Genomic DNA, 24,988 nt, shown 5'->3' on the forward strand with positions numbered 1-24,988 from the left:
CAAAGCAACGAGAACGTTTTATTGAACGAGTGAGTGAGTTAGAAGAGTTATTTCAAGCGATTTAATCGAAGGCAATGAAGAGGAAGCTTACAATACAAAAAAGTGATAAAAAAGCGGTGATTTGAGTACTCAGTTCTGACAGTTTCTTCTTATGGTGCTAGCAAATTTGATGGTAAGTAACTCACGCTTAGAAGCAGGTTTCAACCCAGGTTACTTCTGGAAGTTTGCCCGATCGCAATCGAGTCACAATGTCGTTTTCATCCGTTTCAAACACAATACGGTAGTTGCGATCGCTCACATCGGTTGGTACATAGGTCAGGTAATGACCACCCTGAACGTATTCGTGCGGTGACACTTCGATTTGTCCGGGATACATCGCTTCAATTTCGGCTCTGGTGTTGCCAATACCCGCACCGTTGAGGGTTCTGATTGTGCTGTCGCGCACCACATCCACGCGAGCAATTTGGTTGTCTGTCACCATAAGCAGCAGGTTCTCAATGCCCTGCGGCTGCGTATAGCCACAACCATTGTCATCGGTATCTGCTGCTGGAATGGGAACCCTCGCCGCTTGTTCGGCTTCAGCAAGGGTCATGCCAACGCGCACTGGACCAATACCATTGAGTGTGAGGGGTGACTGACTGCTGAGCGATTCAGACTGTGGTGTTGAGTCAGATTGAGCAGATTCGAGCGTAGGAGAAGTGTAATGGACAGGAGTAAAAGCCATTGAGGCCAGCGTGGAGGGAGATGCAATCCATGAGGAAGGAGTTGGGACGCTGGCGATCGGTGTGGATTGATCGACGGTAGCGATCGCCACTCCAATTATGGTAGAAGCCACAACAAGACTTAAAACTAGGAAGTGAGCGACTTTCATGGTAGGAACACCAAAAATAAATAGTTGAGAGGTCGAGATTAGAGGTTAGGTTGCAATGATGCACCTTTGTTTGGTTAGGAATGATTTAACCTAATGGAGTTTGACTAATCACACTCACGTTTGGATCAAGGTTGTCACCTGTACTGTAGACGTAATCAAAAGCGTCCTGATCATAGAGAAAATGCGATCGCAGAAACAGTCCACCCCAGCGTCCGAACGCCTCAGTTGCTAGGGTTTGATCCAGCGTTGGTAGAATGGGATCGCGATCTTGATTAGTAATGCTATAGTGATTCGCACCTTCAACCGCGATCAATGCTTTTGGTGTATCTTGAACGTTCACATATGCGGGTGCGGTTTCGCCAAAATCAGCAATGCCATAGAAACCCGCCTGTAACTCTGGAGGGATTGTGTAGCCCTCTGAGCCAATTTCAGGAATACCAATTTCTTCCTGGGTTGCGCCTAATCCAACGGCTTCATCAAACGAGCGTCCCAGAAGCCATCATTAAACCTCTTAAATTAGCCCTTGACGTAAAGCGGCTACGGCAGCCTGTACACGATGGTCAACTCCAAGCTTGTTGAAGATCCCACGTACATGAGTTTTTACAGTGTTGTGGCTCAGATATAGATGGGCTGCAATTTCAGAATTACTTCGACCTTCTGCCATGAGCTTCAAAACTTCCAATTCACGAACTGAGAGTTTGTGAGCAGGTGTTAAAGATATTGAGGAGGAATATTTTATTTTTTGCATGAAAACCTCTTAGGTGGTGCTAAAACTGCTAATCATTAATACAATCAATCACGACTTTGCTGATGTCCATACCCTATATAACTGCTCTATGGGTAGGCATTGCAATCTTTAGGGTGAGGTAGCAAAGGCACGCACTGACCTCTAAAAAGTATCGCAACTGAACCCACTTACGCAGGTTCCATATACAAGCGTGCCCACTCGATCTGATCTGCTTGTATGCCAAGAATGGTCACCCCGCGCATACCAAACTGCGAACCATTACGATGGGTGCCGAACCAATACCACTCAGCCCAGGTCGTTTCATCCTCAACTGTCAATCGGAGTAACTCGGAGTGAAAATCTGGGATGTTGTGGAACATAGCAGACCAATTCCTACGGACATGCTCAATTCCCAGTTCATCCCTTTCGGGATGGACTGGATGAGCGCCCTGAAAGTGAGGTGCAAAACAGGCTAAAAATGCTTCCAGATCATGCGCGTTTTGTGCTTGTTGCAGTCGCTCTACGACGACACTTTGACTAGATTCCATGACTTCTCCTTAAAGGTTTATCTTTCCTTGATCAGGTTTAAGCAATAGATCATGAGAGGTTGTCATTGTCATTTCTTCTAATGGTTTAACAGTTGATCAAGATCGAGTCCTTACCAATTTTGTTTTATCTATCTAAAGCATAATGAGTTGCAATGCTTAATTGCTTTCAGATTCTTACGGCGATTTGTCAGATTCTTATGGTGTTAGCAAACTTGTTTTGGGGACATTCCGCTAACGATCAAAATTTTGGGTAAACCGGAAATCAAACTTGAAAGGATTGAATCAACGATTAGATGATTTACTCATGATATCTCTTCCTGATAAATCCTTTGAGCAGTTCTTCTGCCATAGAAGATAGCAAAAATGGCAGTGCCGTATGCAAATAAGCTGTAAACAGCAGCAGGAACCGCCATATCGGGATTATTTAACAGCCCAGCAGTAATGGCGATCGCCAACGTCGCATTCTGAATTCCTACCTCGATCGCAATACAGATGCGCTGGGGAAATTTCAGATTAAACAACTGACCAAACCAAAATCCGATTGCCATTGAGATCACGTAGAAGGGTTAACCCCATGCCTAGCATCACGATCGCTAGACCGACTGGTAAAAGAACGGTGGTAAAAAAGGTAGCTTGCATGGATTGAGCTGGGTTTATTGCTTCATTGGCTGTTGATTATAACCGCTCTAAGTACAGGATAAAAATCAAAGTTTTTAACGGGGTTTTGTTTTTTGTCCTATATTTAGCTCCATCTTCAGAGCAGCTAATTGTTGTGCTGTAATGCAAGATGTCCCATCGTCGAATGAAACACATCATCGGGATCGTATTTGTTGACCTGCTGCGGCAACACCATTCAAGCTTATTAGTTCAATAGTTGCCATAAAGCCTAAGTTAGACGTGATTCTACAGCAAATTAGGGTTTGTATACGGGGGAACTGCGTAGCAACCGCGCAAACACAAATAAATTACCCGTTGCCCCACGTCCGATCCGCAAATCTGAGTCAAGGTAAGACGTTTGCCAGGTCGCTTCTCGTCTCAGCCCTTCTAGCACCGGAATGTGCAAAGCTGGAAGTTGCCAGTCAGCTTGGTGAAATAGCCCGGTTGCTTGCAGCGAAAAAGCATCGAAGGCAACGGTGGCGGTCTGAGTATTGCCTTGCCATCGCCAGTGCCCTTGTGCTTGCAGTTGCACTCTACCTAATAGCAGCAATTCCAACTCTGCGCCATTGGTAGCAGAGAGTGTTGCTTCACCCGCTGCGCTCAACGTCTGCCAAATTGCATTAATAGTGATGCCACCCATTAGTCTGCGAGTGACCACTGTGCCGTTAGAGGCATAGAGCAGTTTCCAATCGCCCAGAAGCAGCGATCGATTCTCAGGAGCGAGGGGTAACGGTGTGGGATTCAGAGTTTCTAGCTGCTGCACGATCGCATCCAGTTCACTTTTTTCGGTTGGCAGCAGCGCCTGTTGTCCTAAAGTGGTTGTCCGATCCAGTAAGTCTTGTTTTAGGATTTGTCGTGTTTCAGTGTTTAAACTCATGAATGAGGAGTCCGTCTCTGCTTGATCGCTAGAACAGTTTGTAATCTAGTATCCCTTAAACCGGTATTGTCTCCAGCTGCTCAGGAGTTGTATTGAGGTAAGCTAAGAGATACAACTGCTGCCGGATCGGTAAACTGGCAATGCCATCAACGACAAAATTGTGTTCAGTTTGAAATCGTTGAATTGCCACGATCGTGAGCGTATTGTAGAAGGGATAATTATCAAGAATATGTGTCCCGAAAACCCGGTTTAACTGGATATGAATCATACTCATCTTGCGCTCTGCGGTTGCCATCGTTTGTGAACTTGCAATGCCATCCGAGACGAGATGAAAATAGGTAACTTCATAACCATTTATTCCGGGCATTTGAATATCGAGAAAAATCAAATCGGGAACCAATCCTTGAACGCCGATCAATGCTGTTGACCCGTTATTAACGCAACGCACTTCATATCCTTGCTCATCAGCATGGCAGAGAGCAATCGAAGACTATCTAACGCATTATCAACGATCAGAATATCTCCCTTGACAGGTTGAGTACACACATCAGCTCAACAGCTATGAACAGTTGAACATTGGTTATTGAAGTGCTGCTGTTGCCTCAATCTCAACCAACGTCTCTGGAGAGGCAAGTGAGGAAACACCGATACCAGTAACAGCGGGGCGTGATTCTGCCAGAAATTGCGCGACGATGGGTGCGATAGTTCCCATAAGGTCTCCAAGCTCACCCCGAACATAGATGCGAAGGCTAAGCAAATTCTCGACAGAGCTTCCTGCTGCATCCAGGACGACCGTTAGGTTATTGAGCACGTTTGAGAGTTGCCCCTCGACGGTATGGCATGAGACTTGGTAGTCCGCGTCCCAGGCAACCTGACCAGAAATGTAAACGATACCCGATGCGGTATCAATAACAGCTTGGGACATTCCATGTGGTTTTCCATCATAGAGTTGTGGTGGATTAACAAGTTGTTTTCTCATTGTGTCTAAGTTCTTTTTCTACCGATCTGGAGTGTAACCAGTTCTAATGCTCGGTTTCTTTCAGATTCTTAGGGCAGTTTGTTTGATTCTTATGGTGTTAGCATCGTGTTAGCGAACTTGCTTAGGTGTCATTCCAGTGATTCGCTTAAACTGTTGTGTCAAATGGCTTTGGCTGGAAAAGCCGACTTGTAGGGCAAGGTCTGCGATCGCCAAATTTGTTCTCTTCAACATCAATTTCGCCTTCTCTACTCGCTGCTGAATCACGTGCTGATGGGGCGAAATTCCCATTGCCTGTTTGAATAAACTTGCGAAATAAGTGGGGCTAATATTGATTACGCCTGCAACCTCAGCCAGTGACAAATCTCGATCGAGGTGAGTTTGGATATAATCGATCGTGAACTACGGAAGCGAACAGATCTCCATGCTTTGAATCAGTCCATGCTCAATGGTGAAACGATGTCCCACACGCTCATTGGCAAGGATCGTTCCAGCCAAGTCGCGTACAACCTGATGCACCTCAACTACAACACGTCCGGCATCCTCAGGGTGGAAGATCGTCGGCTCCACATGCGGGTCGATCTCGCTCCATTGCTCCGTCCAATAAGCGCGGACTTCCTCCGATCCACGAACAAATCCACCCTTGAACGCTCTCGGCCAAGCTACGTCGGGAGTCATAAGAGCAAGGGCAGCATCGATGTATCGCGCGTTGAAGGCGGCGTAAGCTGCGTGCAGCAGCTCAATTTCTGGTACAGGTTGATTTGACATAAAGTAGATGGTTGAAGACGAGAAACAGTGTCTAACTATCGTAGATCAGGTGCTATCTCCCTGAAGTGTAATGAGTTTCAACGCTCTACTTCTTTCAGATTCTTACAGTGATTTGTCGATTTTTATAGTGTTAGCGAATCTGTTTCGATATCATTCCAATAAATTGCTTAAAAAGTACTAGACAGTGATTCCGCCATCAACGCTCAACCTAGAATAAGGACGAATCCCCAGAAAAGAAGCTGTGTTAACGATCGCACCGCCGCCAGATTTGAGTGTGACTTCTGTCATGGGAGCAGATTCGGGAAAAACACCCGCGTTGTTGAAGCCAATGTCTGACCTGCCGAACGATTCCAGGTTTTTTGCTACCATTGCGCCAACATCAGCTTCGATTGAGACATCCGCTTGGACGAAAAGTCCTTTACCACCCGCTTGCTCAATTAGCGCAATGGATTCTGCGCCCTCACCTTATCGTCGTCCAACAACAACGCTGGCTCCTTCTTGGGCAAAGGCAAGAGCAGTGGCGCGTCCAATACCAGAGATGCCGCCGGTAACAAGAACTACTTTGCCGATAAATGCTTTCATCAGGCTACACAAATGAATTGTTATGGCGATCGTGTAAATGAGAAAGTGAATCTGCAATGAGTCATGGCTAATGTGCTTTCTCAAGATGCAGAGTGAACCAGAAATTTAATGAGCAATTGATTGACCTCTGTAGGTCGTTCTTGCTGAATCCAATGTCCCGCATTGGGCAGCAATACCTGTTTTCTCAAGTTCGGCATTGTTGTTTCTAGCTGGTTGATCAGATCTTGATTCATCATCACGGCTGCATCAAACTCTCCCCCAATGAACAAAGCAGGTTGTTGCAGCTTTGCGCCACTCAGAAAGGACGTGAGTTCCCAATCTCTATCCAGGTTGCGATAGCGAGCCAGCCCACCTCGAAATCCGGTTCGCTCAAACTCTTGGGTGAGAAAATCAAGGTCCTGCTCACTCAACCAACTTGGTAACTGCTCCGGTTCAGCCATACTGTCCAGAAATGTCTCTGATTTGTCGAATAGAAACCGCCACCGTTTTTCGGTGGGTGCATCCCCAGATGCAGAATAGAGCATCCTGCGAAGCGATCGACGAACGTTATCTTCTAGTTCTGCCTCTACTTTGCCCAGTTCCTGAAAATACAATACATAGAGTTGTTGTTCACCCGCCATCCGTTTTAGTATTTCTGTTGGAGGGCTACTCTCCCAGGTTCTGGTACGATAAGGAACACTTAGCAGGGCGATCGCCTTGAACAAATCTGGGCGCAATAATGCACAATGCCAAGCTAAAGGTGCTCCTTGGTCATGCCCGACAATCATCGCTTGTTCGTGATCCAGTGCATGAACCAACCCGACGATATCGCTCGTAAGCTGAAGAATGTTGTATGCCTCAACGGACTTTGGTTGATCGGTTTGTCCGTAACCCCGCAGATCTGGCGCAACAACATGAAATCCAGCTTCTGCAATTGCACCAATTTGATGCCGCCAAGCGTACCAGCACTCCGGAAACCCGTGACACAGGATGACAAGATCGCCTCGACCTTGTTCAGCAATATGCATTTTGATGCCATTTGTCTCGATGAAGCGATGATTTATGGCTTGCATCATTTTCCTCCTATGTCATCCAGTTAACCTGAAACAGGTAAAGCTTTTCCCTGCAACACCGCTAAATCTTCCGCATCCAGTCCTGTTGGGGTACCGCTGTAAATCAGCTCAGCAAACTCTTCATTAGGCACCATCACTGTCAGAGTATACAGACGGCTTTTCCTATGTTTCCAATGATATGAGTGCCGCGCAACGAGATGGGTAGCGATTCGGTATCTTCGAACAGAGTCTCTGGCTCAGACTGCTGAACAATCAGACTTTGTCATTAACTAAATAGCGATCACCCCCATTAGAATCAGGGCTAATAGAGGCAGTCAGTGCCCCTCCGCTAGAGAAGGCTTAATAACAGTGGCGCGATCGCGTGCGGCAATTCTCACGGTGTTAGAACGTAAGGTATAGATCCCTGGTTGCGGAGGAACAGTAATTTCTGTAATCAAAGGCGTTAATCGCGCCAGCGATAATCCATAGGCACCCAGGCATAACCCTGATCTTCTGCGCGGATGTGCCCCACGCCTGGAAAGGGCAAATGTGCCGTAGCGACTAGACGGCGTGATTCTGCTAAACGGCTAAACTGTCTAGCTCGTTGCTCTGCTGCGGCATTAGCATCGACATCGTAGGCAACAGTAATTTCAGGATTTGGAAATTGGATCGAACCGAAATGAAGAATATCGCCACAAAACTCAATGCTCTCGCCCCTACTTTCCACGACATAAAAGCTGTGTCCGGGGGTGTGTCCGGGGGTTGGCAACGCAGTGATGCCCGGTAAGATGGTTGTCTCGCCAGAAAACATTTCCAGCTTGCCTGCATCAAGGTAGGGTTTTACCGTTGTGACGGCTTCATCAAAATATCTGCGATCGAGATGCGATCGCTCTACATTCGCGGGATCAAGCCATAAATCAACATCAGGCTTGCCCACATAAACAGTGGCAGTTGGAAACATGAGTTGCCCGTTTTCGACCAAACCGCCACTGTGATCGGAATGAATATGAGTCAGAAGAATCATGTCGATCTCATCGGGTGTGTAGCCTGCTGCCTCTAGCGACAGTTGCAGTTTGCCACCTTGCCCGCCAAACAATTGTCCAACCCCTGTATCTATCAATACCTGCTTATCTCCGGTATCAATTAGAAACGTATTAATTGAGGCTTCAACAGGGTTTGTCAGGAAGTTGCGATGGAGGAGCTGCTCGACCTCTGCCGAGTTTGCATTTGTTAGCACCTGATTGAGATCTTGCAATACTGTACCATCGCTCAGTGCTGTAATCGTGAATTCTCCTAACCTAAACGAGTAAACACCGGGTACTTGAGTCTTTGCAGTTTCACCTGTAGCACTTCCTGAGGAAATGGATGAAGTTGCAATAATCAGTACTGCGGTTATCACAGCGAAAATCGCTCTAAAGAGCATGATAAATGTACTCCAGAATCTTTAACAAGAATTGTGGAAAAGGCAGCTACAGTGGTTCACTCCTGAAGCGGCTATCTACGTCCTATTTACCTGATAGTGTAATGAGTTCCAATACTCAACTTCTTTCAGGTTCTTACAACGCTTTATCAGATTCTTATGGTGTTAGCCTGAACGTTCACCTTGCCCTTGAACCTTTCAGAGTGGTTGCTTCGCAGTTGCGCTTCGCGCTAAACGCCGCAAACCCGTCAATCGCTTGCAAGCGATCGACAACGTGATGAATGAACTGGGGCATTGCTAATTCATATTGCTCCGTTCCATCGCCTGTTCTAAACAATTGGGCGAACTGAAGCAGCGAAACTCACAGCTCCAGCTCACCCGCGACAGATTGCCAATCTGGAACTGATTTTAACTGAATTTGCTGGGCGACGAAATGAATGGCTCCTTTGGGCGCGATCGCTACCCTCTGTCAAATCGGCTCTACTAGAGTCTGCTCAACTAGACCCAAATAGCGATCGCTCCCCCTAACAAAGCAATCTGCTCTCAATAGAATTTCTACTCATAGGATTACTTTATGAACAATAGGCGAACTCGACGTTGAGGGCAGCACTGCTCTGACAAAATGACGCGTAATCCTTCGGTTAGGTTTTCTCTAAAAATTGATGGCTAAAAAACCTTAAGACCTTATCCTGCAAAATTTTGAGCCGAAGAGCGGTTATGACCTTCCTTCCTTCGGTTTTGACATTTATTCCTCCGCTCTACAAATGCCATGATCCGAGACAACAAAACCTGGCAATCTCCGGCTTAGTCCAGCTGCATCGCCAACTTACGACAAGATGACAGGTCGCCAAACCCGTCATCTTGCCATGAGTGTCTACAGGCTAGAACTTTTTCCTGCTTTCCCCGTGACTCCCAAGACAATCGCTACTTCTAGCTGAATGTTCCTGTAGTTTGCTCTGAGGAATTGGAGGAAGGAATAATCTGCTGTGGATTGAATTCTTTGCCTAAAAATAGTGTCCAAACAATCCAAGCGACAACTGCCAGTGCTCCCAGGGTAAACCCGATCGCAATCAGTTGAGACACCAGACCTGAGATCCCTAAAGAGGGGCGCATTAGAGCTCTTTTGGGCGTGATGCTGGTGTTGTGGGTAGGCGAAGCTGCTGGAATGGAAGTCTTTTTAATTCCAGTTGTGGCAGTTTTGGAGCTAGTAACAGGTTTAGTGGAGCCAACAGCTGTCTTGGTACCCACCTTTGCCCGTAGCTGCTGGATTTTTTGAATGACGGCGATCGGTCGCTGTCCGCTGCGGCTCCACTGGATCAGCCCTGAGCCAGGAATGGCACAAAGATTATCAACCTGCATGTCATAGACTTTTTGCTGCAACTCGCGATCGCTTGCAACCAGCACAATCAGATTTTGCGGAAACTCTTGCGCCAGCCCATACGCACACTTTGCAACGGCCAGAGACACCCTGGCCCGTTTTGTTAAAGCATGGGACGTATTCGTTTTGAGTGCCGCGTGATGCCCCACTACATCTGTAATCTTCCAGCCGCTATGGGGATAAAAGCGGTTAAATTCCCGTGAAATTCTCTCTAGATCAGGATCAGGAGAGCGATCAAACAAAAGTCGCATTTCCTCATAAATTACTTGAGGAATACAACAAGTCCCTACCCGCGAAAACTCCATCCACTCCCGTGGAGTAGCCGACGAAAGCGTACTAATATCCAAGACCAGCATAACAGGAGGAATCGCTGCCATTCCTAACCTCCAATTCCGAGACGACCCGCCAGACTGGGGGTGATAGGGAGTAAAGTCGCTGCCATTAAAAACAGAACTAGTAATCCTAAAGCTGCCCTCGCATCATCTGGCTCAGAAAGTTCATTGAGACTGGGACGCTCCAGGTCGCGTTGTAGAAATAGAAGTACAACCGCCCAATAGAGCGCTAACGGATTAACCAAAGATGCCAAACCCAGTACAATCAAAGTCGCGATTGTAGTGCGTCTGGCAACTTTACGACCATAGATAGAAAGAACAATCCTTCCACCGTCCAACTGTCCAGCAGGCATCAGGTTGATAGCTGTGATGACTAACCCTAGCCAGCCGATCACAGTGAGTGGATGAATGTCTACCAGGGGCTGTTGAAGAGCAGATCCTAACACAACCCGTGCCAGCGTCCCAACTAAAATCGAACCTTGAAAAAACTCTGCTGGAATTTGGAACTGACTCCCCTGATGGGATAATAATAACCCGATGATTAGCATACCGAGCGAAATTATTCCAGCGGCGGCCGGTCCGACAAAGGCTATGTCAAATAGCACGCTGCGGTTTGGCAAGTTTGACTCAAATCGGGTGAGCGCTCCAAAGGAGCCAATTTGCCAGGTGGGGATGAAATAGGGAGGGCTGATTCGTGCCTGATGGTAACGAGCGCTGATTCGCCGCCCAATTTCGTTAACTGCCAGGACTATGAGAATGCCGCTGGCAATCGGTAAAACTTCTCGAACTCGACCTAGTTCCATCGACAGGTCAAAGCCCAGCAGCAAACCAGCCGTTTCTAAACTGGTGGCGATCGTTGCTAATAGCAGAATCAATGCAATGTTCCACTGCACTAGAGTAGTTGGCTTGGGATCGTTAGTGCTGGGCAGGATGACGACGACTGGCTTGCCGTCAGGGCCTTCGACAAAGAATAGACGGTAGCGATCGCCCACTCTTTCCTTCAAAACTGCCGATAGGTGACTATAGCTCGACTCCACTTCACCACGCAGATTGCCCTTAAAGATCGCTCCATTCTGGTAAGGGATCGTCTCGGTCGCAAAGAACGTATCCGAACCAAAGATCCCCTGAATGGCTTTGAGGTCATCCGCCGGAATCGCCATGGCATCTTCACGCACAGCGGCGACGGGTTCTACCTTTTTCTCTACAGGTACAGCATCAGCTTCTGCATTATCGGGGTTAGCCCCTGTCGTAGCTAGATCTTCCTCACTGGAGGGTGGGGCATCTGTAACGGCAGAAAACTTTTTTAAGGCAGCGAGATCTTGCCCCGCTTCCCTCAACCGACCTCCTAGAAAAATGTACAGCCCAATAGAAACCACAAGCAGCAGCAGCACACCCGCCAAATTCAGGTAAATTCCTGCTGCAAACAGACCAAAAAACACCAGCCAGGGAGCCATCAGCACTACGGACTGAAGCCACGCCAAAATACCCAGCTTGCCAAACGGCCTAGCTCGGTAGAAGCCCCAACCCAATACCCCTAAAGCAATTAACAGAATTAAAACAGTGACCATCGTTAAATTTTCTCTGTTCTATAAGACAGAGCCAAAGCAGGACAAGCCAATGGAGATGTCACGCTTGCCTTACCCTAAACCTAGCAAGCCACCCACCGTAGTTCAACGGATGGAGCTAGGATAAGCGATCTTGGTCAGCAGTGGAAGATTGCTGTAACCACTGTGTTAACAAAGCTTTCGGTTGGGATTAGAGGCTGAATGCTGAGGGTTGTTTTGCAGTAAACGGTTTACAAAACTTGAGATTTTGGGGCAACGGGGGTGGGGATTAGACGCATCCTACTGTTACAGCAAGCTTAAGGTGTTGGGTTACGCTCTGCTCCACCCAATCTACGGTTCTACTACAAATTCCCCCTTCTTCCCTCACAGCCGTTTTTACATGGGTCGTGTAGCAGTGTAGGTTGGGTAGAGGAACGAAACCCAACAAGTGCAAAGGTTGTGTTGGGTTCCGCTTTGCTTCACCCAACCTACAAATTCTCTATTTGCTAAGCTGTGCCTAAAAATGGCTGGTTGCTTACTCCACAGGTGCCTTCATGACAGGACTTGAACCCTTCTTGCTGGAAGCTGCCAAAGGTCTGACAGGACTGGTGATCAAAGCGGGATGGGAAATGGCAAACATCCCGATTGATAAACCTGCCAAGCAGTTAATTTTTAGAGCTTCGCAGCAATACGTCCGCAGCTACACTGAGCGACACGGCATCTTAAAGGTGTTGGGAATGCGGGAGCCAATTCCGCTGGAGTCGGTTTATGTCGCGGTGCAGTGTTTGGATAATGCGACGCTGCGGGGATATGAATCGATTGAAGGTTTGGAGCAGGCGTATCGGGAAAGCAAGCGGCGACAGTTTGGGTTTAGAGAACCATCAAAGCAGCCAGGGTTAACCATTGCGAATCAGAAGCAATATTTGATGGTGTTGGGTGGTCCAGGGATGGGGAAATCGACTTTCCTTAGAAAAATGGGACTGGAAGCCCTGAAGGGAAGGCGGAGAGAAGGATTTCATCACCCATGTCTGCCCGTCTTTGTGGAATTGAAGCTATTTCGGGCTGGGGAGATTGATATTCGGAGTGCGATCGCCCACGAGTTCGCCACCTGCGGCTTCCCCGATCACGAACGGTTTACCAACACTATGCTAGAGCAGGGCAGGCTGCTGATTCTGCTGGATGGGTTAGACGAAGTGCCCACCGATCGCATGAGTGATGCGATCACGAAGATTCAGGATTTTGTAGACCTTCATGACAAAAACCGTTTCATTGCGTCGTGTCGGGTTGCAGCTTATCGTCATAACTTTCGGCGGTTTACAGATGTGGCGATCGCAGACTTTGACGACGACCAGATTCAAGCTTTCATCGCCAACTGGTTTCACAGTCAGCCAAAGCTAGGGCAGGAATGCTGGGAGAAGTTGACCAGTGCTGAGTATGCCGCCGCAAAAGAGCTAACCCATACGCCGCTGCTGCTGACCTTAGCCTGTCTGTTATATCAGCGGGCAGGGCAGTTTCCAACGAATCGCGCCACTCTCTATGAACGAGCGCTGCGGGTGCTGCTAGAGGAATGGGCTGCTGAGAAGGAACTGCCGCGAGACAGCCTTTACAAAGGGCTAGACACTAAGCGCAAGGAGTTGATGCTGTCGGAGATCGCTTACGAAGCGTTTAAGGAAGACCGTTTGTTTCTCTCGAAGCGGGAAGTGGTGGAGCAGATAGAGCGATCGCTCAAAGATATGTTGCCAGATGAGAAGTTTATTGATGGGGCAGCAGTACTTAGATCAATTGAAGTCCAGCACGGGATTTTGGTAGAGCGGGCAGAGGGAATTTACTCGTTTTCTCATCTGACGCTCCAAGAGTTTTTGACCGCTCAACATATCGTGGATGATTATCACCGAGTTAAGCAACTGGTGGTTGATCACTTGACTGATGAGCGTTGGCGGGAAGTATTTCTGCTGCTAGCTGGGTTGAAAACAGCAGATGGTTTGCTCCTAAAAATGCAGCAGCAGGCTCAAACTTACCTCACTCCAAAACTGCAAGATCTACTGCATTGGGCTGACCAGATAACAACTGGTTCAGAGGGAAACTATGACCCTGTTGCTAAACGTGCTGCTGCAATCTATTTCACCCTTGCCCTCACCCTTGCCCTTGCCCGCGACCGCGACCGTGCCCTCACCCTCGGTCGCGACCTCGCTCGCGACTGCGCCCTAGACCTCACCCGCGACCGCGACCGTGCCCTCGCTCGCGACCTAGACCTCGCTCGCGACCGCGACCGCGCCCGTGCCCTAGACCTCGCCCTCGCCCTCGCTCTCGACCGCGCTCTTGACCTTGCCCTAGCCCTAGACCTCGCTCTTGCCCTAGACCGCACCAAAATCTTCAAGGACGTGAACTTAAGAAGTCTAGTCGCTAAATTAGAGGTTTTGAGAGCGCGGATCTCAGACCGAAAGCTGTCTAGGGAAGAAGCCGTTAACTTGGCTAAAGACATTCAGAAGCTCTGGCTCGATGCTCTGCATCTCAATTCAGAGTTAGTCAGTTTATCCAAAGCTGAGGTAGAGGCACTTACAACTTACCTGAATGCTGATCTTCTCTTGGTACAGTGCAGGCAGTCTGCCGTTCGGGTGTCTACAGTAGCACGGGAGGCGCTTGAGGCGCAGATGCTACGAGCTTAAAGGTAGGACGAGCAGGCATTGTTGATTTGATGCATGGATCTTGTAGGGGCGTTTCGCGAAACGCCCCTACCGTTGGAATTGCTACTTAGTGAGTGATATCTACGTTCAGCGATGTTCAACGATGCCACAGGTGAGTTTGACGACTTGGGCTTTAGAATGCAAATGCTGCACTGAGAAGAACGATCGCCCTATGGATGCCATCCCATCACTATCCCTGCTGACTGCTCTAGCGGTTTCTGTCGCTTTGACTGGAATTATTTTTATCTTGCTGGTATTGCGCGATCGCTCCTCAAGCTAGTTTTACCGGGCGATCGCAAGGGATGCCTGCTGAACGCTACGCCTCTACAGGAGGCAAACGTCGTCGCATCGTTTTCTCAGAGCAGTTTGCTGAAAGTGCCAAACTAGAAACAGCAATTCAGGAACTCAGGAGGCTGGAGCATATGACCCTCTCTACTGAAAAGAAAGTCTGGACGGATGAGGAATTTATGGCGCTATCCAGAGATGGACATCGCTATGAGTTGGTAGATGGTGAGGTCTTGGATATGGGCAATTCGGGGATGGAGCATGGTGGAATTGGCTCCCTGCTAGGCGGTCTTTTGGCAATTTATGTTAAACAGCACAAACTGGGCATTGTCTGTGATTCGAGTACAGCTTTCACGCTAAAAACTGGTAATAAGCGATCGCCTGATGTTTCCTTTGTAGCTAAAGACCGACTCAAAGGACTGAAGCGTCCTCCTCGTGGATTCTTCCAGGGTTCACCCGATCTAGCTGTCGAAATTCTTTCACCCAGCAACACCATTGAAGAGATCCACGACAAGATTGTGGAATATTTCGACAACGATACTCGTTTGGTGTGGGTGATCCATCCTGACGAGAAATATGTGCTGGTCTACCATTCACCAGAACCCGATCGCTTTCTACGCCCTGGGGATCATCTAGATGGAGAAGACATCGTACCGGGGTTTTCAATGGCGGTATCAGAACTGTTTGAAGACTGGGATTTTTAGATGGATGCCAATCCCATCGCTTTCCCTGCTAACTGCTCTAGCAGTTTCTGTCGCTTTGACGGGGATTATTTTTATCTTGCTGGTATTGCGCGATCGCTCCTCAAGCTAGTTTCACCAGGGCGATCGAGGGTAGGGGCGAAGCATTCGGACACAAAGCTTGCAACTGAATCACAATTTCTCTGCCGAATGCTTCGCCCGTACACAAAGACAGTGTCTCGTTACGAAGTCGATTCTGTATTACAGGGTGGCTGAGTTTTTGCCATTCGCGCAGAAGAGTTCAGTTTCTACGTTGCGTCACCCATTATTGACGGGTATGGATTCAGGAGCGATCGGGAATGACGAAGCAGCTGTGCGGAACAACAAAGTAGCTGTGCGGAACGACAAAGCAGCAGTACAAAACCATTCAGGAGCAGCGCAAAACCTCTCAGGAGCAGTACGGAATCATTCAGGAGCTATGCAAAATCTCTCAAGAGCAGTGCGGAATTACTCAGGAGCAGTGCAAAACCATTCAGGAGCTATGCAAAACCTCTCAGGAGCAACGGGTAAGGAGGGCGTAGCATTCGGGCAAGGATTTGGGGGCGATCGCCAAGGTTATCTGCCGAATGCTGCGCCTCTACAGCGGGTCAAACGTAGTTAGGTCGTTTCCTGAACCTCCAGAATTCCTTTAAGGCAGGTTTAACCTAGACCGCTTTACTCTGCAATGCCTGACGCAAGTTTCCCTGATGGGTTGCCAACAGGCGATCGCCCTCTTCTGCACTTACCTCTGCCCAATGCATCAGTAGGGCTAGCTTGACGCGGCGATCGCTCTTCTCTAGTAGGACGGCGGCGGCTTCGCGGCTCAAGCCCGTCAGGTCTTGCAACATTCTCAGCGCCCGGTCGTGCAGTTTGCGATTCGTAACCGCGACATCAACCATGCGATTGCCGTAGACTTTGCCCAGCTTCACCATGACTCCGGTTGAGAGGGTATTGAGGGCGAGTTTGGTGACGGTTCCGGCTTTGAGGCGAGTGGAGCCAGCCAAAATTTCAGCGCCGACCAGCAGGCGAATGTCGATGTCTACCTCAGCGCTGACTTGCTCGGCGGGCACACAGGCGATGAAGATGGTGGTGGCTCCGCGCTGATGGGCGGCTTGCAGTGCGCCATGCACGTAAGGGGTGGTGCCGCCAGCGGTGATGCCGACAACGACATCCAGGTCGTGAATTTGGTGATGGGCGATCGCCGCTGCGCCATCTTCTGCAAGATCCTCTAGCCCTTCGGAACTGCGAACGAGTGCCCCTGCACCACCTGCAATAATCCCCTGCACTAGCTCTGGCGGGGTGCAAAAAGTAGGAGGGCACTCTGCGGCATCCAACACGCCCAGTCGACCGCTGGTGCCTGCACCGATGTAAAACAGCCTTCCACCCTGACGTAATGCTTCAGCGGTGTGATCGATGGCAGCCGCCAGGGGTTCACGGGCAGCGGCGATCGCCTCAATCACCTGGGCATCTTCCCGGTTAAACAGATCGACTAGCTCCAGGCTGCTAAGCTGGTCAAGATTCTGGCTGTTGGGGTTGCTTTGCTCGGTCAGCAAGTGCCCCCGCTCGTGGGTCGGTTCAATGTCCGGCACAGATTCCTGCATGAATTACAGCAGTCCTTCTAGCTGACGGCGAATTCGGTCTAGTTCAGAATTAGAGAATTCTGGCTTCTCAGAAGCGCTCGTCCCCGGCTCAGAGAGTTCGGGAGGAGCCGCGTCAGGTTGCCAATCGGGGTTGTCTACGTTAGCGTCTGGGGGAACGGCGAGCGAGCCGTCGGGCACCAGTTTAGATTCGTACCCAGCGCTCTGGCAAAACTCTTCGACTTCTTCAGCCTCTAGACCTTCCACATCGGGACTGCCAAAGTCCTGCGCCTCTAGCATCATGGCGTAGCGGGTGGCATCGTCCTCCGTCTCAAACATGAGAACGACATTGCGATCGCCAATCTTTAGCGTGTGGATGCCTTCGTTTTCTGTTCCGGCGTTGTAAAGTAACACAAAAACTTGCATAGATCTTTAAGCTTGGTTAGAACTAACTGAATTTGAAACTTCTGAGCCAAGATTTCATTCGTTTATCTATGTTCGTCCATCAAGTGGGGATCAGTTGTTTCTGGTTTAGAAACGTAGCAAATTAGGACTTGCAGACCTGTTAAGATACACGTCTCAACGTCTAAGATGCTTGTCTCAATGTTCGTACTGCTGGCTTAATCTACCGTAAATCGTGACTGATTGAGCGATCGCCCCTCAGATTAGATTCAAAAATTTGTAGGTTGGGTGGAGTTTTGCAAAACCCAACATCCCTGGAGCCTTGGGTTTCATTCTTCAACCCAGCCTACGCAGGTTCTTCAACCCGCAATTCTGAGATACAGAAAAACAACTTCTCTTCCCCAAAATGCAACTTAATTTGGCGATACCTATTAGATCCACTCTTTCAAGGAACGTTTAAGAAGTCCGACCTTGAGCCCAAGAATACGTAGGGGTCATAGACATTCGGGCAAGGAATCCCGGCTCTCTAGGATTGACCTGCCGAATGCTACACCCTTACAGAGGATCTTGTTTACCTCTCAGCTCCTCTCAAGCCCTCTACCAAGACTGCATGACTTCAAGCAGGGATGCTTCAACTCGGTGCAGCTTCATTCCGAACGACGCAAATAACTTCCTGAAAAAGTACAACCTGATCTGTGGAAATAGTTGGCTCCTCCGTTATTCTGTCTTTGGCAGCATTCTGGTTGAGTCTGTAAAGTTTTCCTGTATTTCTCAGCACTAGGTTTTATTGCCCGTTTGTCCGTCAGCGATGCAGCCTTTTTCGCCATCAACCGTTGAGTCTTAGACACCTGGTCATCCCCCAAGAACGACATGACGAATTCGCCGAATTCAGGTCATGAACCTGAACCCACTCCACAACTCACCCCAGAACCGACTCCACCTAGAAGAAATCGTCGTTTGCGGAGGTTCTTGTTTCGCACGACTTTATTGTTCAGCAGCATTGCCGTTGTCGCTGGGGCAGTCGGGGCATGGTGGGTCTGGATTTTTATTCAAGAGCGCCTGTCTCCCCTGGTCGAGCAAAATCTCACCCAGACGCTCAATCGTCCGGTCGATTTAGGAGAGGTCGAGAGCGTTTCGTTCAACGGAATTCGCTTTGGCCCGTCCTCTATGCCCCCTACCGAAACTGATGCAGATCAGATTTCAGTAGAAGCAGTCGATGTCGGCTTTAGCCTGCTTCCCGTGCTGTTAGACCGCAGGCTAGGGCTAAACATTACCCTGATCCGTCCCGATGTCTATGTAGACTCTGCACCGGACGGTCGCTGGATTGGTACCCAGATTCGCACCCAGGAAGGTGAAGGGGGACTCAAAACCGAGCTAGAAACGATTCGCTGGCAAAACGCCAAGCTGGTGCTAGCGCCTGAGCCTGAAATTGTTGAACCAGAGATCGAAGAAGAAGTTGAAGCCGCCGAGGGTTCGGATGACGACGCTGCAACACGTGACACTGCCAGAGATGAGCAGGCTGCGGAAGAAGCGGTTACCACTCCAACTTTGGTAACGGTTGAGAATCTGAACGGGGTTGCCAGCTTTTATGACAACAACGATCGCATTGCCTATGAGCTAACCGGACAAATTGCCTCCGGCGGTACACTCCAGCTTGATGGTGAAACGCTGGTGCCAGATCAGGCAACCAATTTAGTGGTGCAGGGTCAGGAGCTATTAGCCACCGATGTTGGGGCGCTCTTGCCCTTGCCCTTGCGGTTTCGGGCAGGACGACTGGGCGGCAATTTAGAAGTTCAGTTTCGGGCAGACCAACCGATTGAGCTATTTGGGGCAGCTCGATTTCGCGACGTGACGATGGAGATCCCCGGCGTTCCCAACCAATTCAGCGAAGCGGACGGGGGACTGCGGTTTGAGGGACAGCGAGTGGCGCTGGAGGACATTGAAACGCTGTATGGGCAAGTTCCGGCGCGAGTCGGCGGCAGTTTGCACACTCAGGAGGGCTATGACATTACCGCTCAGGTAGAGTCGGCTAGCGCTAAGGACGTACTGGAAACCTTTGATTTGGAGTTTCCGATCGCCACTTCAGGCAATTTCAGAGCTGACCTTAACCTCGTCGGACCGATTGACAAGCCGCAACTGAATGGCGTTGCCGTCAATCGGACGGTCGCTAGGGTTGATCGAGTTGACCTATCAGCAGTCCGTGCCGAATTTAGCGTCACACCCCAAGCACTGACCTTCACCCAAATTCAGGCGACTCCTGCCGATGGCGGCTCGGTCAGCGGCAATGGCGAAATTGCCTTTGGCGACAATGGCGGACTGGTGTTTGATTTTGAAGGCAGAGATTTGCCGGGAGATGCACTCGCTCGTTCCTATGGCGCGACTTCTCCCAACTTTACGGTTGGGCCGGTTGGCGCTGATGTTCAGGTTTTTGGCCCACTGGGAGATTTTCAGGCGGTGATCGATTGGCGTGCCCCTGGTGCAACCTATCCCGGTCAGGGCGAAATTTTGTATGCGGGTGGCGGACTTCAGTTTCGCGATACCGTGCTTCAGGTAGCAGGCGGGACGGTCACGGGCACTGGCTCCGTTTCTGAGGGACGCTGGCAGGCGGCGGTGAGAGGGGCAGGCATTCGGTTAAGCCAGTTCTCTGACCAGTTGCAGGGGCTATTTAGCGGCAACTTGACGCTGTCGGGCAGCCTGGATGCACTAAATCCGGCAGGCGTTCGGGCAGAGGGTCAGGTCAACTTTTCAGAAGGACTTGGACCGCTCAATCGTCCCATCACTAGTGCGATCGCCTGGAACGGGGAACGGCTCCAGATTCGTCAGGCGACCGGTCCTGGCTTTAGCGCCAATGGCTTTATTGCCGCACGGCTCCAGGGTGCAGGTGCGCCTGCGGTTTCTAACATCGACCTGAACGTGCAGCTTCAGGACTACAACCTGGCAGCGCTGCCTGTACAAACTCCGCAAAACATCCAGGTTGCAGGACTGGCTGACTTTGCTGGACGCATCACGGGCACTCCCGCTGCGCTCAACGTGGTCGGAAGAACCGGGCTGAATAATTTCGTGCTAAATGGCGTCGCCTTTGATCCGGTGCTCTCTGGCGATGTTCGCTATGCCGGGGGGCAAGGGTTACGGCTCGACCTGAGGGGCAACCAGGATCGGATTGCAGTGGCGCTAGATGGCAACAATCGCCCAATCTCCTTCTTTGTGCAGCGAGATCAGGCGATCGCCCAGGGTAGACGGGAGGGCGATCGCCTCCTGGCAAATCTGGAAAGATTCCCGCTAGAAATTCTCAACCTCACACCAGCCGCCACTGTTGGGCTAGGAGAAGTGGGTGGCGAACTGACGGGCAATCTGGATATTAACCTGAATACTTATGCAACTGTGGGTGAAGTGGCGATCGCTCGTCCAGCCTTGGGCTATCTCAGAGCCGATTCCTTTGCCGGACGAATTCGCTACGCCAATGGGGTAGCCAGCCTGACAGGTGGTGAACTGCTGCGCGGCGGCAGTCGTTACCTGATTACGGGCAATGTTGACCAGAATGCCGGTTCCCAGTTTGAGGGGCAGATTATTGCCAACCAGGGCACGGTCCAGGACATTCTCGAAACTCTGCAAATCTTTGAACTGGCGGACTTTTCCAGGGGCATCGCGCCACCCACCTACGGCAATGCCTCTGCCGTTGCGCCGATTCCGATTAGCGTTCCAGATGAACCGCTGATTACCCAACTGCGCCGATTCTCAGAAATTGTGGCTCTGCGGGATCAGCAAATTGAGCAGCGCGAAGCTGCCTCAATCTTGCCTGACCTCTCAGAACTGGAAGGCACCTTTACGGCTGAGCTCAATCTTTCCGGCTCACCCCAAACAGGCGTAGCGCTGGACTTTAACCTATTGGGCGAAGGCTGGACCTGGGAAAACTACGACATCGATCGCGTCATTGTCGATGGCACCTTTGCGGAAGGCGTTCTCACCCTATTGCCCCTGCGATTAGAATCCGATGAAGCGCTGCTAGCCTTCTCAGGACAGGTCGGCGGCGAACAGCAGTCTGGTCAGTTGCGGGCTGAGAATATTCCCGTTGCGGCACTGCGCGATTTGTTTGAGGTTCCGGTTGATGTAGAGGGTGGGTTAGACGCAACTGCAACGCTGGCTGGCAGTTTGGGCAACCCTCAAGTACTGGGTGAATTTAGCCTGAATGAGGGCAGTATCAACGACACGCCTGTGCAAGAAGCGCGAACGGTATTTGGCTACAACGATGCGCGACTCAACTTTGACGGTCGAGTGGTGGTGTCAGAGCCAGAACCTTTGACGATCGCAGGCAGCATTCCCTATGCGCTGCCGTTTATGGACGTAGAATCAGACGACAAGAGCATCCGGCTAGATGTCGATGTGCGAGATGAAGGACTGGCGCTGTTGAATCTGTTTACCGACCAGGTCGCCTGGGAAGGTGGGGAAGGCTTTGTCAGCCTGGAAGTAGACGGCACTTTGAAAGAGCCGATCGCCACCGGCATTGCTGAGTTTGATGGCGCGACTTTTTCTGCTAGAGCGCTGCCTGATCCGCTCACTGACGTTAGAGGCAGAGTAGAGTTTAACGGCAGCCGCATTCAGGTTGCCTCGCTTCAGGGGCAGTTGAGCAACGGTCAGGTCACGGCTCAGGGCATCATTCCAATTTTCAATCCGTTTGATACAGAACTTATACCGGGAACAACCACTCCAGCCAATCCGCTGATGGTGACGCTTGACCAACTGGCGCTTAACTTTAAGGGACTTTATAACGGTGGCGTGGATGGTCAGGTGACGGTGAGGGGTTCAGCGATCGCCCCGGTGATTGGTGGTGAAATTCGGCTGGCAAACGGTCGCGTCTCTCTGGCAGGCAGTGATCAAGAGACTGCCGCACCCCCTGTCGTCACAGAAGAACCTGCTGAAGAAGGCTTTACCTCACCGCCCCGTCTGGATGACCTGCGAATTGTGCTGGGCGATCGCCTGCTCGTCACCCGTGAACCGCTACTCAACTTTGTCGCCACCGGAGAGTTAAACATCGACGGCACTCTGGACGACCTGCGACCAGATGGCACAATCAGCCTGCGAAGCGGTCAGGTGAACCTGTTTACAACTCAGTTCAACTTGGCGCGAGGCTACGAGCAGACGGCGACCTTTGACCCCAACCGAGGACTTGATCCATTTTTGAATGTACGCTTAGTTGCTTCCGTTCCTGAAATCACCCGCACCCCGATCACCACCACCTCTCCCTTCGTCAGCTCCGAGATTGCCGATACTAGCTCGGTTACCACCTTTGGCGCAGTAGAAACGGTGCAAATTCAGGCATCGGTTGTTGGTCCTGCCAGCCAACTGTTTGACAACCTGGAGCTAACCAGCAGCCCCTCCCGCGGTGAGAACGAAATCATTGCTCTGATCGGCGGCGGCTTTGTCGATACGCTAGGGCGGGGAGATACGACCTTGGCGATCGCCAACCTGGCCGGTTCCGCCCTGCTCACCAACGTACAAAACTTGGTTAGCGACGCATTGGGACTGAGTGACTTCCGTCTCTTCCCCACAACACTCACTTCTGAAGAAAATGAATCAACCTTTGGTCTTGCTGCCGAGCTAGGAGTCAACATCACCGGCGACCTCTCTGCCTCAGTGCTGCGAATCCTCACTGCTCAGGAACCCACTCAGTTTGGTCTGCGCTATCGACTAAGCGACGAATTCCTGCTGCGCGGTTCTACTAACTTGGATGACGACAGCCGAGTCATTTTGGAATATGAGACCCGCTTCTAATATGGAATCCGTTTCGTGAAGCGCTATTGGGTGTAGGGCTGATTGACTGACAAATCTTCTGAGGTTGGGTGGGTGGAGCAAAGCGAAACCCAACTTCTGCCTCGATTCTGTTGGGTTCCGCGATGCTTCACCCAACCTACAGAATATCAATGGTTTTGGGAGTTTTGTCAGTCAACCAGGGGTGTCGGGGCAAAGCATTCGGGCACAAACTCTGCAACTCAATCGCCATCCTTGTTCAGTTAATGACTATCTGAACCATCCAAAGCTGATTTCACCTTGGCATCCCAACCCAGCGGCTGCATCCATCCCGGATAAACAGGACGAGGAGTGGTTAGCTGGTCAAGTTGCTCAATCTCGGCAGGGGAGAGGGTCAGATCTGCGGCTTTCAGATTGTCCTCAAGCTGGTGCATTTTGTTTGCGCCAACGATAACTGAGGAGATAAAGGGTTTAGTGAGAATCCAGGCGATCGCCACCTGTGCCGGGGAAGCCCCATGTTCCTGAGCAATTTGGCGAGTCACGTCCACCACGTCATAGCCCTGTTCCACATCAATCGGGGGAAGTTTAAACTCATTTAACCTTGCCCCCTCCGGGTTTGGATTGTCGCGAGTGTATTTACCGCTCAAAAAGCCACCTGCTAAGGGACTCCAGACCAACACGCCAATTCCCGCATCTTCCACAAAGGGAACCACTTCATACTCCAAATCACGTCCCAACAGTGAGTAATACATCTGAGCCACAACGAATGGAGCATAGTTGTACTGTTTCTGAATTCCTACCATCTTGGCAGCTTTCCACGATGGGAAGTTGGAGTAGCCGATATAGCGCACCTTACCCTGCCGCACCAAGTCCTCTAGAGCGCGTAAGGTTTCCTCTAAGGGGGTAATCGGGTCAGGAATGTGAAGCTGGTAGAGATCAATATAGTCTGTGTTTAGCCGTTTTAGGCTGGCTTCGGCTGCCGCCATGATGTGACGATAGGAGGAACCTGTATCTGTAATGGCGTTACCTACTCGAAAGCCCGCTTTGGTGGCAATGATTACCTCATCTCGACGATTTGCTAGAGCTTTACCAAGAATGATTTCAGACTGCCCGTTGGTATAGGCATCTGCCGTATCAAATAGGTTGATTCCAGCCTCCAGGACTCGTCCTATCATTTGATCTGCTGCCATCTGGTCAATATCGTTAGTCACTCCAGGCACAAGTTGACCTTCGCCAAAAGTCATTGCGCCAAAGGAAAGGCGTGAAACAACTAAACCTGTTTTTCCAAGTGTGGTGTATTGCACAAAAAAGATCCTCTACTACACTAATCGGTCTGGGATGGGCTTCAGATCATAGGTCTTCCAGAAAAATGCATCAGCCACGTGTTGGTTTCCAGGAAAATTAATGGCTTCTGCAATGCGGCTATTTTCAATCCGGAATAGCAGCGACCACAGCTCATCAATGTTTTCGCCTTGCTCCAAATTACTCCAACCGCGATGTACATCTACAACATAATTATCGTTACCTCCAAGAAAAAGTACCTCTGCTTTAAACTGTGCTTTGGCAAGCTGATCAAAAAAAGCAAGTACTTCATCTACTCCGCGCTTGGTTCCAGCTAGAGGGTGATGACCTGGAATAGTCCAGGTAATATCTGGAGCAAAAATTTCTCGAACTGTCGCTAAATCGCCGCGCCCATAGGCTTGATAATAGCGCTGCACGATCGCCACATTAGGATGATCGGTTGATGGAGTTTGAGCGATCGCCTCTCTAGAAGAACTCTGGCTTCCCAGAAATAATGAAGCAGCAGAAACGGCTCCAAATTTCAAAAAATCTTTGCGGGTTTGTCCATTAGCCATTGTTATGTT

Annotated in this window: 27 protein-coding genes; 6 read left to right on the plus strand and 21 right to left on the minus strand. The window is 50.1% G+C overall.

Going from position 1 to position 24,988, the window contains the following annotated elements:
- Positions 1–187: 187 nt before the first annotated feature.
- The 17 genes from H6F93_RS18790 to H6F93_RS18865 form a co-directional block, all read right to left on the minus strand.
- Complete coding sequence (locus H6F93_RS18790; RefSeq protein ID WP_206755747.1) at positions 188–871, minus strand: hypothetical protein; 684 nt, start codon at positions 869–871, stop codon at positions 188–190.
- A gap of 85 nt (positions 872–956) precedes the next feature.
- Positions 957–1,211, minus strand: a complete 255-nt coding sequence (locus H6F93_RS18795) for a hypothetical protein (RefSeq protein WP_190683831.1) — start codon at positions 1,209–1,211, stop codon at positions 957–959.
- A gap of 171 nt (positions 1,212–1,382) precedes the next feature.
- A complete protein-coding gene (locus H6F93_RS18800) occupies positions 1,383–1,619 on the minus strand; it encodes a response regulator transcription factor (protein WP_190644242.1) in 237 nt (78 codons plus the stop codon).
- Positions 1,620–1,786: 167 nt separating this feature from the next.
- Positions 1,787–2,146: a nuclear transport factor 2 family protein gene (locus H6F93_RS18805; RefSeq protein WP_190683834.1), complete on the minus strand. Its 360-nt coding sequence runs from the start codon at positions 2,144–2,146 to the stop codon at positions 1,787–1,789.
- Between the two features lie 302 nt (positions 2,147–2,448).
- Complete coding sequence (locus tag H6F93_RS18810) at positions 2,449–2,694, minus strand: hypothetical protein (protein WP_242043520.1); 246 nt, start codon at positions 2,692–2,694, stop codon at positions 2,449–2,451.
- On the minus strand, positions 2,660–2,785 hold the full coding sequence (locus tag H6F93_RS35855; RefSeq protein ID WP_277882200.1) for a hypothetical protein: 126 nt from the start codon (positions 2,783–2,785) through the stop codon (positions 2,660–2,662). Before H6F93_RS35855 ends, H6F93_RS18810 begins: the two co-directional genes overlap by 35 nt.
- A 274-nt stretch (positions 2,786–3,059) precedes the next feature.
- Positions 3,060–3,680: a PAP/fibrillin family protein gene (locus H6F93_RS18815; protein ID WP_190683837.1), complete on the minus strand. Its 621-nt coding sequence runs from the start codon at positions 3,678–3,680 to the stop codon at positions 3,060–3,062.
- 55 nt (positions 3,681–3,735) lie between these two features.
- The gene (locus tag H6F93_RS18820; RefSeq protein ID WP_524537974.1) at positions 3,736–4,164 is read right to left on the minus strand and encodes a response regulator; all 429 of its coding nucleotides are present in this window, start codon (positions 4,162–4,164) and stop codon (positions 3,736–3,738) included.
- Positions 4,165–4,260: 96 nt separating this feature from the next.
- Positions 4,261–4,605, minus strand: a complete 345-nt coding sequence (locus H6F93_RS18825; protein WP_242043522.1) for a RidA family protein — start codon at positions 4,603–4,605, stop codon at positions 4,261–4,263.
- Between the two features lie 162 nt (positions 4,606–4,767).
- A complete protein-coding gene (locus H6F93_RS18830; RefSeq protein ID WP_190684157.1) occupies positions 4,768–5,052 on the minus strand; it encodes an AraC family transcriptional regulator in 285 nt (94 codons plus the stop codon).
- A gap of 6 nt (positions 5,053–5,058) precedes the next feature.
- A complete protein-coding gene (locus H6F93_RS18835; protein ID WP_190683843.1) occupies positions 5,059–5,424 on the minus strand; it encodes a nuclear transport factor 2 family protein in 366 nt (121 codons plus the stop codon).
- Between the two features lie 177 nt (positions 5,425–5,601).
- The gene (locus H6F93_RS18840; protein WP_347277326.1) at positions 5,602–5,871 is read right to left on the minus strand and encodes an SDR family oxidoreductase; all 270 of its coding nucleotides are present in this window, start codon (positions 5,869–5,871) and stop codon (positions 5,602–5,604) included.
- A gap of 18 nt (positions 5,872–5,889) precedes the next feature.
- Complete coding sequence (locus H6F93_RS33415; RefSeq protein ID WP_199313822.1) at positions 5,890–6,090, minus strand: SDR family NAD(P)-dependent oxidoreductase; 201 nt, start codon at positions 6,088–6,090, stop codon at positions 5,890–5,892.
- Positions 6,087–7,061: an alpha/beta fold hydrolase gene (locus H6F93_RS18845; protein ID WP_199313823.1), complete on the minus strand. Its 975-nt coding sequence runs from the start codon at positions 7,059–7,061 to the stop codon at positions 6,087–6,089. The genes H6F93_RS33415 and H6F93_RS18845 overlap by 4 nt, the downstream gene beginning before the upstream one ends.
- A gap of 439 nt (positions 7,062–7,500) precedes the next feature.
- Positions 7,501–8,436: an MBL fold metallo-hydrolase gene (locus H6F93_RS18855; protein WP_199313824.1), complete on the minus strand. Its 936-nt coding sequence runs from the start codon at positions 8,434–8,436 to the stop codon at positions 7,501–7,503.
- A 951-nt stretch (positions 8,437–9,387) separates the two neighbouring features.
- On the minus strand, positions 9,388–10,212 hold the full coding sequence (locus tag H6F93_RS18860; protein WP_190683850.1) for a PIN domain-containing protein: 825 nt from the start codon (positions 10,210–10,212) through the stop codon (positions 9,388–9,390).
- Positions 10,213–10,214: 2 nt separating this feature from the next.
- Positions 10,215–11,735: a site-2 protease family protein gene (locus H6F93_RS18865; protein WP_190683853.1), complete on the minus strand. Its 1,521-nt coding sequence runs from the start codon at positions 11,733–11,735 to the stop codon at positions 10,215–10,217.
- Between the two features lie 530 nt (positions 11,736–12,265).
- Between H6F93_RS18865 and H6F93_RS18870 the strand changes: the two genes are divergently transcribed.
- From H6F93_RS18870 to H6F93_RS18890, 5 genes are all read left to right on the plus strand, one after another.
- Complete coding sequence (locus H6F93_RS18870) at positions 12,266–14,377, plus strand: NACHT domain-containing protein (RefSeq protein ID WP_190683856.1); 2,112 nt, start codon at positions 12,266–12,268, stop codon at positions 14,375–14,377.
- 88 nt (positions 14,378–14,465) lie between these two features.
- On the plus strand, positions 14,466–14,675 hold the full coding sequence (locus H6F93_RS18875) for a hypothetical protein (RefSeq protein WP_190683858.1): 210 nt from the start codon (positions 14,466–14,468) through the stop codon (positions 14,673–14,675).
- A 22-nt stretch (positions 14,676–14,697) separates the two neighbouring features.
- Complete coding sequence (locus H6F93_RS18880) at positions 14,698–15,384, plus strand: Uma2 family endonuclease (protein ID WP_524537968.1); 687 nt, start codon at positions 14,698–14,700, stop codon at positions 15,382–15,384.
- The gene (locus H6F93_RS18885; protein ID WP_190683861.1) at positions 15,385–15,636 is read left to right on the plus strand and encodes a hypothetical protein; all 252 of its coding nucleotides are present in this window, start codon (positions 15,385–15,387) and stop codon (positions 15,634–15,636) included. It abuts the gene before it with no gap.
- A gap of 37 nt (positions 15,637–15,673) precedes the next feature.
- On the plus strand, positions 15,674–16,021 hold the full coding sequence (locus tag H6F93_RS18890; RefSeq protein WP_190683864.1) for a hypothetical protein: 348 nt from the start codon (positions 15,674–15,676) through the stop codon (positions 16,019–16,021).
- Between the two features lie 43 nt (positions 16,022–16,064).
- Here H6F93_RS18890 and murQ read toward each other — a convergent pair whose 3' ends face one another.
- Complete coding sequence (gene murQ, locus H6F93_RS18895; RefSeq protein WP_190683867.1) at positions 16,065–17,000, minus strand: N-acetylmuramic acid 6-phosphate etherase; 936 nt, start codon at positions 16,998–17,000, stop codon at positions 16,065–16,067.
- Between the two features lie 3 nt (positions 17,001–17,003).
- Positions 17,004–17,402 (minus strand): DUF3110 domain-containing protein, encoded by a 399-nt coding sequence (locus H6F93_RS18900; RefSeq protein WP_190683869.1) that lies wholly within the window; start codon positions 17,400–17,402, stop codon positions 17,004–17,006.
- A gap of 846 nt (positions 17,403–18,248) precedes the next feature.
- Between H6F93_RS18900 and H6F93_RS18905 the strand changes: the two genes are divergently transcribed.
- Positions 18,249–23,147 (plus strand): translocation/assembly module TamB domain-containing protein, encoded by a 4,899-nt coding sequence (locus H6F93_RS18905; RefSeq protein ID WP_190683872.1) that lies wholly within the window; start codon positions 18,249–18,251, stop codon positions 23,145–23,147.
- 239 nt (positions 23,148–23,386) lie between these two features.
- Here H6F93_RS18905 and H6F93_RS18910 read toward each other — a convergent pair whose 3' ends face one another.
- The gene (locus H6F93_RS18910; RefSeq protein WP_190683875.1) at positions 23,387–24,427 is read right to left on the minus strand and encodes an aldo/keto reductase; all 1,041 of its coding nucleotides are present in this window, start codon (positions 24,425–24,427) and stop codon (positions 23,387–23,389) included.
- Between the two features lie 15 nt (positions 24,428–24,442).
- Positions 24,443–24,979: a nuclear transport factor 2 family protein gene (locus tag H6F93_RS18915; RefSeq protein WP_190683878.1), complete on the minus strand. Its 537-nt coding sequence runs from the start codon at positions 24,977–24,979 to the stop codon at positions 24,443–24,445.
- Between the last annotated feature and the right edge of the window lie 9 nt (positions 24,980–24,988).

The sequence above is a fragment of the Leptolyngbya sp. FACHB-671 genome, from assembly GCF_014695745.1.
GTDB lineage: Bacteria > Cyanobacteriota > Cyanobacteriia > Elainellales > Elainellaceae > JAAUTN01.